The 14025-nt window shown below is 68.9% G+C and carries 15 protein-coding genes; 10 read left to right on the top strand and 5 right to left on the bottom strand.

Going from position 1 to position 14025, the window contains the following annotated elements; translation table 11 throughout:
- Positions 1–137 precede the first annotated feature (137 nt).
- Positions 138–707 (top strand): ATP-dependent endonuclease, encoded by a 570-nt coding sequence (locus FB471_RS05965; RefSeq protein WP_141996322.1) that lies wholly within the window; start codon positions 138–140, stop codon positions 705–707.
- A gap of 90 nt (positions 708–797) precedes the next feature.
- Entirely contained in the window at positions 798–1994 is a 1197-nt protein-coding gene (locus tag FB471_RS05960) for a DUF6745 domain-containing protein (RefSeq protein WP_141996320.1), read from the top strand.
- On the opposite strand, the gene FB471_RS34455 is transcribed toward FB471_RS05960, so the two are convergent.
- Positions 1944–3719: a DUF222 domain-containing protein gene (locus tag FB471_RS34455; RefSeq protein ID WP_211357956.1), complete on the bottom strand. Its 1776-nt coding sequence runs from the start codon at positions 3717–3719 to the stop codon at positions 1944–1946. The two genes, FB471_RS05960 and FB471_RS34455, sit on opposite strands and share 51 nt — an antisense overlap.
- 51 nt (positions 3720–3770) lie before the next feature.
- Complete coding sequence (locus tag FB471_RS05940; protein ID WP_141996314.1) at positions 3771–4271, bottom strand: GNAT family N-acetyltransferase; 501 nt, start codon at positions 4269–4271, stop codon at positions 3771–3773.
- A 79-nt stretch (positions 4272–4350) separates the two neighbouring features.
- Here FB471_RS05940 and FB471_RS05935 point away from each other — a divergent pair, with 79 nt between their 5' ends.
- From FB471_RS05935 to FB471_RS05925, 3 genes are all read left to right on the top strand, one after another.
- Positions 4351–4770, top strand: coding sequence for a MerR family transcriptional regulator (locus tag FB471_RS05935; RefSeq protein ID WP_141996312.1), 420 nt, complete (start codon positions 4351–4353; stop codon positions 4768–4770).
- Positions 4770–5117, top strand: coding sequence for a thioredoxin (gene trxA / locus FB471_RS05930; RefSeq protein WP_141996310.1), 348 nt, complete (start codon positions 4770–4772; stop codon positions 5115–5117). Before FB471_RS05935 ends, trxA begins: the two co-directional genes overlap by 1 nt.
- A 132-nt stretch (positions 5118–5249) precedes the next feature.
- On the top strand, positions 5250–6125 hold the full coding sequence (locus FB471_RS05925; protein WP_141996308.1) for an alpha/beta fold hydrolase: 876 nt from the start codon (positions 5250–5252) through the stop codon (positions 6123–6125).
- A gap of 55 nt (positions 6126–6180) precedes the next feature.
- Here FB471_RS05925 and FB471_RS05920 read toward each other — a convergent pair whose 3' ends face one another.
- On the bottom strand, positions 6181–6795 hold the full coding sequence (locus tag FB471_RS05920; RefSeq protein WP_170220716.1) for a TetR/AcrR family transcriptional regulator: 615 nt from the start codon (positions 6793–6795) through the stop codon (positions 6181–6183).
- Positions 6796–6864: 69 nt separating this feature from the next.
- Between FB471_RS05920 and FB471_RS05915 the strand changes: the two genes are divergently transcribed.
- From FB471_RS05915 to FB471_RS05900, 3 genes are all read left to right on the top strand, one after another.
- Positions 6865–7188 carry a hypothetical protein gene (locus FB471_RS05915; RefSeq protein WP_141996304.1) on the top strand — a complete coding sequence of 108 codons (324 nt, stop codon included), beginning with the start codon at positions 6865–6867 and terminating at the stop codon, positions 7186–7188.
- 68 nt (positions 7189–7256) lie between these two features.
- Positions 7257–7487: a hypothetical protein gene (locus FB471_RS05910; protein ID WP_141996302.1), complete on the top strand. Its 231-nt coding sequence runs from the start codon at positions 7257–7259 to the stop codon at positions 7485–7487.
- Positions 7488–7615: 128 nt separating this feature from the next.
- Complete coding sequence (locus FB471_RS05900) at positions 7616–8332, top strand: hypothetical protein (RefSeq protein ID WP_246076256.1); 717 nt, start codon at positions 7616–7618, stop codon at positions 8330–8332.
- 91 nt (positions 8333–8423) lie between these two features.
- Here FB471_RS05900 and FB471_RS05895 read toward each other — a convergent pair whose 3' ends face one another.
- Positions 8424–9101, bottom strand: coding sequence for an MBL fold metallo-hydrolase (locus FB471_RS05895; protein ID WP_141996301.1), 678 nt, complete (start codon positions 9099–9101; stop codon positions 8424–8426).
- 180 nt (positions 9102–9281) lie between these two features.
- Here FB471_RS05895 and uvrA point away from each other — a divergent pair, with 180 nt between their 5' ends.
- Together uvrA and FB471_RS05885 are read left to right on the top strand one after the other, a co-directional pair.
- Positions 9282–12137, top strand: a complete 2856-nt coding sequence (uvrA, locus tag FB471_RS05890) for an excinuclease ABC subunit UvrA (RefSeq protein WP_141996300.1) — start codon at positions 9282–9284, stop codon at positions 12135–12137.
- A 49-nt stretch (positions 12138–12186) separates the two neighbouring features.
- A complete protein-coding gene (locus FB471_RS05885) occupies positions 12187–12654 on the top strand; it encodes an SRPBCC family protein (protein WP_141996299.1) in 468 nt (155 codons plus the stop codon).
- A gap of 44 nt (positions 12655–12698) precedes the next feature.
- On the opposite strand, the gene FB471_RS05880 is transcribed toward FB471_RS05885, so the two are convergent.
- A complete protein-coding gene (locus FB471_RS05880; RefSeq protein WP_142001617.1) occupies positions 12699–14006 on the bottom strand; it encodes a cation:dicarboxylate symporter family transporter in 1308 nt (435 codons plus the stop codon).
- Positions 14007–14025 lie beyond the last annotated feature (19 nt).

The raw sequence follows: 14025 nt of genomic DNA, 5'->3' as shown, positions 1-14025 counted from the left end.
GGGAAAATGGGAGGCCGTCCAAGGCCGGTTGTGCTAGCCAGTGGCTATGGACGTGCACGGGCGGGACCTGCGCTACGTCGTCGCGGAGGCGTGCCGCCGCGCGTCGGCGTTCGCCGTGCCGGAAAGGGTGGAGACCGATGAACGTCGACGGGGGTGACCGGGCCGCCATCCTGGTCGAAGGACCGAGTGACCGGCGCGCGATCGAGGCCGTTGCCCGGCGCCGCGGCCGGGACCTGCGGGCCGAAGGGATCGCGGTGGTGTCGATGGGCGGGGTGACGAACATCGGCCACTTTCTGGGACGGCTCGGCCAGGGTGGCCGCGGCCTGCGGCTGGCCGGGATGTGCGACGCTGCCGAGGAGCACTACTTCCGGCGTGGCCTTGAGCGGGCCGGATACGGTCACGTCCTGTCCCGGGTGGAGATGGCGGCACTCGGTTTCCACGTCTGTGTGGAGGACCTCGAGGACGAGCTGATTCGCGCACTGGGGACGGAGCGGGTCGAGCGCCTGCTCGCGGACGAGGGCGATCTCGCGTCCTTCCGCGTCCTGCAGAAGCAGCCCGCCCAGCGGGATCGGGAGCTCGGGCGGCAACTGCGCCGGTTCCTCGGCTCCCGTTCCGGCCGGAAGGCCCGGTACGCGGGACTGCTCGTCGAGGCGCTGGACCCTGCGCGGCTACCCGAGCCGTTGGAGCGCGTGCTCGGGCATGTCTGAGGCGTGCGGCCGGTCATGGTTGCGGGTCGGGTTCATGGCTGCCATGATCGTGGCCATGTCTGATGGAAAGGGCGGATACGCCCAGCCGCGTTGAGCGGGCGTCGCGGGCGAAAGTCCCGCCGGATCGCCGTCCCACCGGAACCCTCCGCAGAGCTCGACCGCTGGTGGCGTGCCATCGATATCCGCGGCGAATGGTTGCGCCACATCCTCCGTACCGGACCAGCCGACCGGCGCGCGGCCGAGGATGCCATAGCGGGCCTGTACACGCTGCTCGGCGAGTCCCGCCCGACGTTCGAATGGGTGGACTCACCCGCCGCGGCCGTGCGGTTACTCCCACCGGACCTCACGTTCCGGCCCGCCGGTCCCTGGCCGCTGGAAAGTCGGATGGCGACACTCGCGTCCAGATTGCGCAGACGGCTGGACCGGCGCGCTGGAACGGGCCGGGAACCGTTGACAAGCCCAGCCGAGCTACCCCCGGATCCGGTGCCGGCCTTGCGGTCGGGCACGAGAGTGGAGTCTCTTGTGGACGGAGGTGTCAGTGGGGTGCTGCGTCGGGTCGCAAGGCACTCCATCGCCGGCGTGCTCCGGGCCGAGCTGCCCGAGCGACTCGGCCTCGTCTGGTACGGCCAGCACGAAGCTGATTGGGTGGCGCATTACGACCTACATCGCCGCGTGTGCGGTGGTTGCTTCTCCGCTACGGATGCGGAGCAACTGGAGCTGTGGGCCACCCTCGCGCGTTCCTGCGGCTGGTGGTGGCCACGCGCGGGCAGGTGTGTGGTCGCCGAACGCCCTTCGGCGATTCGTACCGAACCTGCGCCGGGAAACGCCTACGGTGAGGTGCGATTGCACCATGCCGACGGTCCCGCCGTGGTCTTCCCGGACGGTTGGGCCGCGCATGCCTGGCACGGCACCTGGGTACCATCCTGGGTGATCGACGCGCCCACTGTGCGACGGATTACCGCCGAACGCAACGCCGAGGTGCGCCGTTGCGCGATCGAACGCATCGGTTGGTCGACCTTCATCGACCGGGCGGGCCTGGCGCTCGTCGGAAGGGCGGCCGATCCAGGTAACCCCGGTTGCGAGCTGAGCCTCTATGACCTCCCGCGGCACCGGGGAGTCACACCGACCCGCCTGTTGCACGCCGTCAACGGTTCGGTTGAGCGCGATGGCACCCGCCGCCAGTATGGGCTGCACGTGCCGCCCTGGTTCGACGATCCGATCGACGCGGCCGGCTGGTCATACGGGCTGAGGGGAGCCCAGTACGCCCAGCTGCGACGCCGTACCTGACCCTTCGCACTCTCCTAGGTGATCACAATGGACCTTGCCGAACTGCTCGACCGGACCGGCCTCGACGTGCTGGACCACCTGGAAAGGCAGACCACCATCCCGGTAGTCGATGGCCCGCAGGCCCAGGGCGACCTGATTGTCATCCCGTTGTCCATGCTCGGGCCAGTGGACGTGCCCGCCGGGGCGCGTTGGCGCCCGGTGCCACTGGAAGGCTTGGAGTTGGTCCGCGGGGTGGCGGGCAACAACCCGCACACCCTCGTCGCCGAATCCTTCACCTGCCAGTGGACGGCCGCGGTGGACGATCCGCTTGGGCTCGGGATCGTCGCTTTCGAGAACACCGCCCCGGCCTACCTGGTACACCCCGAGCATGGTGGCAGTGGGGTAGCGGCCGGATGTTGGCTGGTGCGCCGCCAGCAGGAACGGGGCATCGGCGCTCGAACACGCAACGTCCTCATCGCCGACTAGGAACAGTTTCATGCGGCCTCCTTTCCTTGGCGGTGGAGGAGGTTGCGCCTGGGTTTTCGTTCCGGGTCGAGGAAGGCGGGTGGGATGAATTCGGGGAGCCCGTTGCGCATCCGGGCTTCCCACTCCGTGTGGTGGATCAGGTTGTGGTGAAAAGGGCAGAGCAGTGCGAGGTTGTACAGTGCGGTAGGGCCGCCGTTGGCCCAGAAAACAACATGGTGCGCGTCGCATTGCTTCGGCTTTTTCCGGCAGCCGGGGAAGGCGCACCCTTTGTCTCGCAGGATCAGGGCCCGCCGGATGGCCAGGGGTACGGTGCGGCGCTTCTGCCCGATGTCCAGGATCTCGCCCTTGCTGCCGAGTACGGCGGGAACGATATAGGCATCGCAGGCCATCCGGCGGATCTGCGCCGCCGGACACGATTCCTGCCCGTTGATCAGCCCGTATCCGGTGCCGTGTTTCACGGTCGTCCAGGGTCACCGAGACCATGACGCTGAAGGGTTCCCCGGCCTCGGTGGGCCCGTCCTCCGGGCATCCTGCGGCCACCCGCAGCACCTCGGCGAACGCATCGCCCTGGCGCTGGTACTTGCCGCGCCGGTCGGGTTCCTCGTTGGTGCCGTGAGGTTTGGCGCGGGGTTCGATCAGCCCGGTCAGCAGGGCGGCCGTTTCGACGTCGAGTTCGACGTTGCCGCGGAGCCGCCCGTTACGGGTGTCGCGCCAGTCCAGAAACCGGGCGGGCCGCACCAGATCCTCGTCGGTGGGTGGGTTCCCGTCCTGGTCCAGGCGGGCCACGATTTCCCGCCCCAGCGCGGTCACGGTGTGCGGTTCGTACTCCCGCGCGGCCTTGGTCAGCAACTCCTCCGCGTGTTCCCGATCGGGCAGGCTCACCGGTTGCGGGAACCTGGCCACGGTGGCCCGGATGGCCTCCACATGTTCGGGCCCGATCGCGCCTTCCGCCAGAGCCGTGCCCACGTCGGGCAGGTCCGGCTCCAACGGGGCACCGGTCGGGGCGTAGCGGGCCACCACTGCCCGGGCGTGCGCCACCCGCTGCCGGGCGTCATAAGCGTTGATGCGCAGGATCTCCCGCGCCAGCGCCGCGACATCCCGGTAGCCCTTGCGTGCGGCGGTGGTGCGGCCGTCCAGCTCGGCCAGGACCGCCAGCTCCCGGGCATAGAGACCTCGCCGCTGCTGTTCGATCTCGCCCAGCGCGGCCAGTAGTTCCTCCTCGCCCATGCGGGAGGTGTCGATGCCGAAAGTCCTGCTCACAGCCTCACCATACCGTATACTCGACCGTATGTTCGAGCCACGATCAGGTGATTATCCGGGCGGTGTTCGCTTCACGTAGCGGTGTGCCGGGACCGGGATGAGGCCGGTGTCACTGGCGGCCGGGTAGTCGAAACGTCCCTCATCGGCCCACCCGTTGCGTTCGTAGAACCTGCGAGCCCGGGCATTGCCGGCAACAACGGCGAGCCAGGCGCGGTCGTGACCATTCGCCGCCACCAAGCGCTCCGCTTCGGTGAGTAGCACGGCGGCCACGCCGCTACCGCGGTGCGGTGTGGATACGTAGACCTGCTCCACCTCGTCCCCGACCACCATCACGAATCCCACCACCGCGCCGTCGACGGTCGCTACCACCGTGTCGCCGACCCGCTGCTCGGCGCGCACGGCGAAAGACTCCTCGGTTCGCACCGCGGCGAGCGCATCGGGAACGTGTCCGAGATGGCCGTCACGCCATCCGGCCTGCCAGATCTCGGCGATCGCCTGCGCGTCCTCGGGGTTGGCGGGACGCAGCGCCAGGGCTTCGTGCTCGCTTGCCATTCGTGCAGCGTAGCGCCGGATCGACTGTTCGAGGAGTTGCTTTGCCTTGACTCCCACGTCAAGGTTTACCGTCGAGTGCATGCGGATCGGGGAACTCGCCAGGCGCGCCGGGACGACGACCCGCGCATTGCGTTTTTACGAGGCCCAGGGGCTGCTCCCCGCGCGCCGCTCGGCGAACGGTTACCGGGAGTACGACGAGGAGGACCTCCGGCTCGTCAGTGAGATCCTGATGCTGCAGGCAGCGGGGCTCAGCCTGGATGACACCAGGCCGTTCGTCGAGTGCCTGCGTGCCGGCCACGACGCCGGGGATGCCTGCGCCGATTCGGTCGAGGTCTACCGGCGCAGGCTCGCGGAGGTCGATGCCTGCCTCGAGCGGCTCAACGCCGTACGGGCCGGCCTGCTGACCAAACTGGCCAGGGCGCTGGTGAGACAGCCAGGGCCGTGCCGGGTTACGGACCGGCCCATCGACGACGACGTGTACGAGGACAGGGAGTGTTGATGTCACCGACCAATCTGCGTGACGAGGTGTCCGCGGTCACCGATGACACCTTCGAGCGCGAGGTGTTGCTCCGGGATCACCCCGTGCTGGTGGAGTTCTGGGCACGGTGGTGCCCACCCTGCCGTATGATGGCCCCGGTGCTCGCGGAGATCGCGGGGGAGCGGGCGGGCTCGCTCGTCGTGTGCACGGTGAACACCGATGAGAACCCGCTGGTGACACGCGACTACCAGGTTATGTCGCTGCCGGCGGTACTGCTTTTCCGTGCCGGACACCCCCTGCGGACGATCGTCGGTGCCCGGGCGAAGGCGAAGCTGCTGTCCGAAGTGGACGAAGCGCTGCGCGGGTGAACGCGCGGCACTGGCCGGTTCGACAGCCGCTGACCGAAGGTCGTTGCCGAACGCCCGTGAGGCGACTTCGTGGGCCGCATCTTCGAACTACGATCTATTTTGATGGACGGCCGATACTCGAAGGAGCCTCCCATGTCCGGCATTGAAACCCGAGTCCTCGACGTACCAGGCGCGCGTCTGCGGTACGACATCCGTGGTGACCTGTCCGCTCCCGGCGCCGCCGAACGCACCGTGTTCCTGATCGGCTCGCCGATGGACGCGGCCGGGTTCGGCACGCTGGCCGGTTACCTCACCGACCGGCCGGTGGTGACTTACGATCCCCGGCACACCGGTCGCAGCGAACGGGCCGACGACTCCGAGATCACACCGGATGTGCACGCCGAGGACCTGCACCACGTGATCAACGATCTCGACGTGCCGATGGTGAACATCTTCGGCAGCAGCGGTGGGGCGATCAACGGGCTGGCCCTGGTCACCGCCCACCCCGAGCAGGTGCGGATCCTCGTCGCGCACGAGCCACCCACGGTGTCGGTGTTGCCAGACCGGGAGCCACTCGAGGAGGCCTGCCGCGACATCCACGACACGTACCAGCGCGACGGCATGGGCGCGGCCATGGCCAAGTTCATCGCCCTGACCCGCCACACCGGCGAGCTGCCCGAGGACTGGTCCCAGCGACCCGCACCGGAACCGGCCCAGTTCGGCCTGCCCGCCGAGGACGACGGCAACCGGGACGACCCTTTGCTCGGCACGGCCATGCTCACCGTTCCCAGCCACGAGCTCGACTTCGGCGCGCTGGCGGCAGCATCCACGATGATCCACCTGGCGCTGGGTATCGAGTCCGAAGGCCAGCTGACCGCGCGGGCCACGCGCGAGATCGCCGGCCGCCTCGGCTCCGCGCCGGTCGTGTTTCCCAGCCATCACGGCGGATTTCTCGGTGACGAGTACGGCATGCCGGGCCAGCCGGCCGCGTTCGCCGGGAAGCTCAAGGAGCTGCTGGACGTCGACTGAAGGCGACGCCGGTCGCGGTTGCCGATCGCGTCGCGGGGGGTCGATCGCGAAGCCGTCAGGCTCGTCCCACCGCGTGGTCGTGGAGCAGCGCGGTGGCCCGATCGTCGGGGTCACGGTGGGCGATGGTGACGAGCCCGTTCATGGCGACGGCGAGGACGGCGTCGAAGGTGTCGGTCCGGTCGCGGTTCCGGGCGTGTTCCTGCTGGACCGATCCGATCACCACCGTCAGGACGGTGTGCCAGGCGAGGTGGGCGACCGCACGCGAGACGCCCGCGGAGACCAGATGCTCGAGGAATCGATGCATGAGAGCGGGGCCGGCGGCGGTGTCGGGACCACGGGAGAGCGCCAGGTGCGTCAGTTCGGGCCGGGCGCGCAGGTGCCCGTGCAGCCTCGAGGCCACGGCGCGAATCCAACTCGGCCAGTGTTCGTCCGCGGCGGTGAGCTCGAACCCGGCGAGGAACCGGGCGGCAACCGCGTCCAGCAAGTCGTCCAGCCCTTCAACGTGGTTGTACAGGGCGGCCGGTCGTACGTTCAACTCCTTTGCCAGGGATCGCAGGCTGAATGCGGCGGCACCATCGCGCTCGATGAGCGCGGTCGCGCGGGTGATCACCGTGCCCCTGGTCAGCCGCTCCCCGGCCGGCGGCGCGCCACGTCGGGCGGGTCTTGTCATATGGTCACCGTTCATATAGAGTTCCGACTCTTAAATGTACAGTGTTCATTTGGTGTAGGGAGGTGCGGCGTGCCGAAACGTGACTTCCTGGCAGGCGCCCTGCTGGTCAATACGATCCCGCACGCGGTGATGGGCATTGCGGGGAAGCGCTGCCTGACCCCGCTGGGTGGCGAGGACTCCTCGGCTCGGCTGAACCTGGCGTGGGCGGCGATGAATCTCGCGGGGGCGGCGATGGCTCTGTCGTCCGGCGGGTGGCGCGCCACCACCCGGGCCGAGGCCGACGACCGGCGGGTGACGATGCAGTCCGGCATGCTCGCGATCACCCTCTTCGGCTTCGGCTACGAACTCACCGCAGGGCGGCGTAAACGCATACGGATGTCGTCGACCGGCTGACCGCTGGGCGCCCATCGGCAGGACGCGGGTACTGAGCGCACAATGGGATACGACGAGAGGGGACGCTCATGCCCGACGATGTCACGCCGTCTCCGGAAGGCGACTACACAGAGGCCGGCGTGCCGAGTTTCGACTACGTGCGTGACCGGATCGAGAACCGATTCACGACGGCGCTCGGTTCAACCGAGTTGGCCGGTGAGACGCCGGAAGCAAGGTCGTTCGACGACAAGCTCGCCGAACGCGACAAGACCGCCCACGACAGGCTGGAGGAGATCCGCCGCTCCCTGAAAGGCGACTGATCCCGCCATTCGGCACCGAGGATCATGGCGAGGACGATGAGTTGTGGGAGCGAAGCGGTGGCTGTGCGTCCCACAGGAGCCCGTGCCGCCGTCGTGAGGCTAGTGCGCTGACTCCGTATCCGGTTGGCGTGCGGGCGACCGTGGCGGCCATCTTGCTCGATGCCGCCTCGGCCAGGGTGCGTGCGCGGGCCGGTAGCTGGGCCTTGCCCGGTACGGCCTTGACGACCTGCGCGTTCTGCCAGGAATGGATCGCGTTCGCCGAGTTCGCTCGTACCCAAGCTCTGTCCGGCCTGGGCGCGCACCGCCGGGCCGGTGCACTGGCCCGGCGCGGGCTGGACATCGTGCCCGACGATTCCGCCGACGTACGGGGTGCGCTCACGCTCACCGCCGGGTTCGCGGACAGTGTGGTCGGCGGTGAACCGTCCGCCGCACTCGATGAGGCCGCTGGGCTGGCCGCGCACGTCGAGAACGGAAACCGGCACCATCTGCTGTTCTCCCCTGCCAACGTGGTGCTGTGGCGCATGTCCACCGCTCTGGAGAGTGGCGATCCTGCCACGGCGGCGGCCCTCGCCGAGACGATCGACCCCGTCGAGTTGGAGATCGACTCTCGCCGTACGACCTACCTGATCGACTCTGCCCGGGCGCTGTACGGGTTGGGTGAACCGGATGAAAAGGTCGTCGCGCTGCTGACCCACGCCGAACGGCTCGGCCCGGTGCGCGCACGGGGGAACGCTTTCGCCCGCGATATCGTCAGCACCATGCTCGCCAGTGCACGTCGGGAGGCCGTCGCCCGCGAGATCCGGGGACTCGCCGCACGCATGGGAATGGTCAGGACCGGCGCTTGATTGTCCCCGTTCGGGGCCTTGTTTCTGTTACCTGGCAATAAAACAGGGCCGCCTACTGGGTAGGCAGCCCCGTTTCGGAAACGTCGTCAGCTCACCAGCCGCGTTCGCGCCACTCGGCCAGTTTGGGGCGTTCGGTGCCGAGCGTGGAGTCGTCGCCGTGGCCGGGGTAGAACCAGGTGTCGTCCGGCAGGTCCGCGAACACCCGTTGCTCCACGTCGTCGATCAGCGACCGGAAGTTCTCCGGCGAGGTCGTCTTCCCGACACCGCCAGGGAACAGCGAGTCGCCGGTGAACAGGTGCGGGTGGCCGTTCGGGTCGCGGTAGAGCAGGGCGATGGAGCCTGGGGTGTGCCCGCGCAGGTGGATGACCTCGAGGATGCAGTCGCCGATCGGGACCGTGTCGCCGTGCGCGAGCAGCAGGTCCGGTGGCACGGGCAGGGGGCCGGCGTCCTCCGGATGCGCCGCGGTGTTGGAACCGTACGCCCCGGCCACGGCTCCCAGAGCCTGCCAGTGGTCGCCATGCTGGTGGGTGGTGATGATCGTGCGTAGGGCAGGGCGGTCGGTGCCGTGCCCGACCATGTCCGAGATCCGTTCCGGGTCGGCCGCGGCATCGATCAGCAACGCCTCGTTGTTCGCGCGGCACACGAGTAGGTAGGCGTTGTTGTCCATCGGCCCGACCGACAGTTTGGTGATGGTCAGCGCGTCCAGGGTGCGCCGGGCGGCATCCCCGCCGGGTTCGACGTGCCCGGTGTACTCATCTACGACGTTCACCCAACCCACCGTAGTCGTTCCACCCGTTCGAGCGCGCGCCCCCACGCGGCGTACGCTCGGGGTGCCGCATACCCGCTTGGCGCCCCGGCCGGAGCGGCCCACCAATTTTGTCGGTGGTGCGTCCTAGCATCGCGGCGGCCGGCTCTATCGGCACTCCAGACCAGTGAAAGGGACCTTCGGGTGGCTGATCGTCTCGTCGTTCGCGGAGCACGCGAACACAACCTCCGCGGGGTGGACATCGACCTGCCGCGGGACAGCATGATCGTGTTCACCGGGCTTTCCGGTTCGGGCAAGTCGAGCCTGGCCTTCGACACGATCTTCGCGGAGGGCCAGCGGCGCTACGTCGAGTCACTGTCCGCGTACGCTCGCCAGTTCCTCGGCCAGATGGACAAACCCGACGTCGACTTCATCGAGGGCCTCTCGCCCGCGGTGTCCATCGACCAGAAGTCCACCTCGCGTAACCCGCGCTCGACGGTGGGCACCATCACCGAGGTCTACGACTACCTCCGCCTGCTCTATGCCCGCGCCGGCAAGCCGCACTGCCCGCGGTGCGGCGAGCCGATCCGGAAGCAGACCCCGCAGCAGATCGTGGACCAGGTCCTCGAGATGGAGCAGGGCACCCGCTTCCAGGTGCTCGCCCCGGTGATCCGCGGCCGCAAGGGCGAGTACGTCGACCTCTTCGCCAACCTGCAACAACAAGGCTACTCCCGGGCCAGGGTGGACGGCACCGTCTACCCCCTGACCGAGCCACCCAAGCTGAAGAAACAGGAGAAGCACGACATCGGGGTGGTGGTCGACCGCCTCGCCGTGAAGTCCACCGCCAAGCAGCGGCTCACCGACTCGGTGGAGACCGCCCTGCGCCTCGCCGACGGTCTGGTCGAACTCGAGTTCGTCGACCTGCCGGAGGGCGACCCGCACCGCATCCGCGGCTTTTCCGAGAACCTCGCCTGCCCGAACGGCCACCCGCTGGCCATCGAGGACCTCGAGCCACGCTCCTTCTCCTTCAACTCCCCTTACGGCGCCTGCCCGGACTGCACCGGCATCGGCGTCCGCAAGGAGGTCGATCCCGAGCTCGTCGTGCCGGACGACGAACTCTCCCTCGCCGAGGGCGCCATCGCACCCTGGGCAGGTGGGCAGAGCGCGGACTACTTCCAGCGGCTGCTGGAATCCCTCGCCGCCACCATCGGCTTCCGGATGGACACCCCCTGGCGAAAGCTGCCGGCCAAGGCGCAGAAGGCGGTCCTGCACGGGGTGGACGAGCAGGTGCACGTCCGCTACCGCAACCGGTACGGGCGCCAGCGCTCCTACTACGCCAACTTCGAGGGTGTCATCCCCTTCCTGGAACGCCGCCAGGAGCAGACCGAGTCCGAGGCCATGCGCGAGCGCTACGAGGGCTACATGCGCGAGGTCCCCTGCCCGGTCTGCCAGGGCAGCAGGCTCAAGCCGGAGATCCTTGCCGTCACCCTCGAGCACGTCACCCAGGGCGCCCGATCCATCGCCGAGGTCTGCGCGCTCTCGGTCGGGGAGGCCTCCGAGTTCCTGGACGAACTGGTGCTCGGCAAGCGCGAGTCGATGATCGCCGGGGCGGTGCTCAAGGAGATCCAGGCCCGCCTGCACTTCCTGCTGGACGTCGGCCTCGACTACCTCTCCCTGGACCGGGCCGCGGGCACCCTGTCCGGCGGCGAGGCACAACGCATCCGGCTGGCCACCCAGATCGGCTCCGGCCTGGTCGGGGTGTTGTACGTGCTGGACGAGCCCTCCATCGGCCTGCACCAGCGGGACAACCACCGGCTGATCGAGACGCTGAGCCGGCTGCGCAGCCTTGGCAACACGCTGATCGTGGTCGAGCACGACGAGGACACCATCCGGGCCAGCGACTGGGTGGTCGACATCGGCCCCGGCGCGGGGGAGCACGGCGGCCAGATCGTGCACAGCGGCCCGTACAAGAAGCTCCTGCGCAACAAGGATTCGCTGACCGGTGACTACCTCGCGCGGCGGCGGGAGATCCCGGTGCCCGACATCCGCCGCCCCGCGGACCACAAGCGCCAGCTGACCGTGGTCGGCGCCCGCGAGCACAACCTGCGCGGGATCGACGTGTCCTTCCCGCTCGGCTGCCTGATCGCGGTCACCGGGGTCTCCGGATCGGGCAAGTCCACACTGGTCAACGACATCCTGGCCACCGTGCTGGCGAACAAGCTCAACAGCGCCCGCCAGGTGCCCGGCAGGCACACCCGGGTCCGCGGGCTGAATCTGGTGGACAAGCTGGTGCGGGTGGACCAGTCGCCGATCGGGCGCACCCCGCGCTCCAACCCGGCCACCTACACCGGGGTCTGGGATCACGTCCGGAAGCTGTTCGCGGCCACCACCGAGGCGAAGGTCCGTGGCTACCAGCCCGGCCGGTTCTCCTTCAACGTCAAGGGCGGCCGGTGCGAGGCGTGCGCGGGCGACGGCACGATCAAGATCGAGATGAACTTCCTGCCGGACGTCTACGTGCCCTGCGAGGTCTGCAAGGGTGCCCGCTACAACCGCGAAACCCTCGAGGTGCACTACAAGGGCAAGACCGTCGCCGAGGTCCTCGACATGCCGATCGAGGAGGCGGCCGAGTTCTTCGAGCCGATCAAGGCCATCCACCGGCACCTGCAGACCCTGGTCGACGTCGGCCTCGGCTACGTGCGCCTCGGCCAGCCGGCGCCGACGCTCTCCGGTGGCGAGGCGCAGCGCGTGAAGCTCGCCAGCGAGCTGCAGAAGCGCTCCACCGGCCAGACCGTCTACGTGCTGGACGAGCCGACCACCGGCCTGCACTTCGAGGACATCCGCAAGCTCCTCGGCGTGATCAACGGCCTGGTCGACAAGGGCAACACCGTGATCATCATCGAGCACAACCTGGACGTGGTCAAAACCTCCGACTGGGTCGTGGACATGGGGCCGGAGGGTGGCTCCGCGGGTGGCATGGTGGTCGCCGAGGGCACCCCGGAGGACGTCGCGGCCAACGAGGACAGCTACACCGGGCAGTTCCTCCAGCCGATCCTGGAGTGATCGTCCCGACGGTCCCGATCGGCGCGGGCGGGCGAGGCATACTGCGGAGGTGTCGCTGGTTCGCTACCGGTTCCGTACCACCTGGACGATCGGTGCGCCGCCGCCGATCGTGTTCGCCACGCTCGTCGATCTCGGCGGCTACCCCTCGTGGTGGCCGAACGTCCGCTCGGTGAGCCGGATCGACGACGAGACCGCCGAACTCGTCTGCCGGTCCGTGCTGCCGTTCGCGCTGACGGTCCACCTGACCCGGGTGGAGGAGAACCCGGGCGCCGGCCGGCTCGAGGTCGCCCTCGCGGGTGACCTCGAGGGCATGCTCAGCGGTCTGGTCCACCCGCACGGTGCGGGCACCAGGTTGGAGATCGCCCAGCACGTGGTGGCCAGGAAAAGGCTCCTGCGCTGGCTGTCGCCCCTGGCACACCCGGTGTTCCGCGCCAACCACGCCCTGATGATGCGCCGCGGCAGGCACGGGCTGTGCACCCGCCTCGCCGGACCGGGCGGCGACCCCGCCCGCGGGTGAGAGCCGCCGCCACGGGCCGAGGAACCTCCCGCCGCGAGCGGACCTCAGGCCGGGACCGCGTCCTTCGCGCGCTCGGGCTCGGGGTCCTTGTGCTCGTCGACGAGGGTGGCCTCGTTGAACGGGTCATGGCCCGCCAGCACCCTGCGGGACTGGGTCCGGTCGAGCTCCCCGGTCCAGGAACCGATGAGCACGGTGGCCACGGCGTTGCCCGCGAAGTTGGTCAGCGCCCGCGCCTCGGACATGAACCGGTCGATGCCCAGGATGAAGCCCACCCCGTCGACCAGCTCCGGCCGGTGCGACTGCAGCCCGCCCGCCAGCGTGGCGATCCCGGCTCCGCTCACCCCGGCCGCACCCTTCGAGGCGATGATCATAAAGACCAGCAGGGAGATCTGCTCGCCGACACCGAGCGGGCTGCCCTGCGCCGTGGCGATGAACAGGGTAGCCATGGTCAGGTAGATCGCGGTGCCGTCCAGGTTGAACGAGTACCCCGTCGGCACCGTGATCCCCACCACCGGCCTGCTCACTCCCAGGTGCTCCATCTTCGCGATCAACCTCGGCAGCGCCGACTCCGAGGACGAGGTGGACACGATCAGCAGGAACTCCCTGCCGAGGTAGCGCAGCAGGCTGAAGATGTTCACCCGCGCCCCGAGCCAGAGCACGGCGCCGAGCACGCCGAAGATGAACAGCAGGCAGGTCGCGTAGAAGCCGAGCATGATCACGGCGAGGCTCTTCAGCGCGGCCCAGCCGGTCTCGCCGACCACGGCGGCGATCGCCCCGAACGCGCCGACCGGCGCCACCCACATGATCATCGCGAGAATGCGGAACACCAGCCGCTGGATGTGCTCGATCCCGCGCAGGATCGGTTGCCCCGCCGCGCCCAGCTTCTGCAGCGCGAAACCGGCCAGCAGTGCCACCAGCAGGGTCTGCAGCACCGAGCCCTCGGTGAAGGCGGACAGCAGCGACTCCGGGATCACGCCGAGCAGGAAGTCGACCGTACCCTCGCCCTCGCCGGCCTGCTGCTGCACCGCGGCGGCGTCGGCCGGATCGAGTCGCAGCCCCGCACCCGGGTGCAGCACGTTGCCCACCACCAGGCCGATGGCCAGTGCGAAGGTGGACATGATGAGGAAGTAACCGAGGGCGAGCATCCCCACCCTGCCGACCTTCGCGGCCTTCGCCACCGACCCGATCCCGAGCACGATCGTGCAGAAGATGATCGGACTGATCATCATCTTGATCAGGCTGACGAAACCCGAGCCGAGCGGCTTGAGCCCGGCCGCGAAGTCGGGGGCCGCGAACCCCACGATCACCCCGAGGATGACCGCGGCGATCACCGCCAGGTACAGGTAGTGCATCCGATCGCGGGTCCGCCCG

The organism is Amycolatopsis cihanbeyliensis, from assembly GCF_006715045.1.
Taxonomy (GTDB): domain Bacteria; phylum Actinomycetota; class Actinomycetes; order Mycobacteriales; family Pseudonocardiaceae; genus Amycolatopsis; species Amycolatopsis cihanbeyliensis.
The sequence above is the reverse complement of the archived record's forward strand: the minus strand, read 5'-3'. Positions and strand labels throughout refer to the sequence as shown.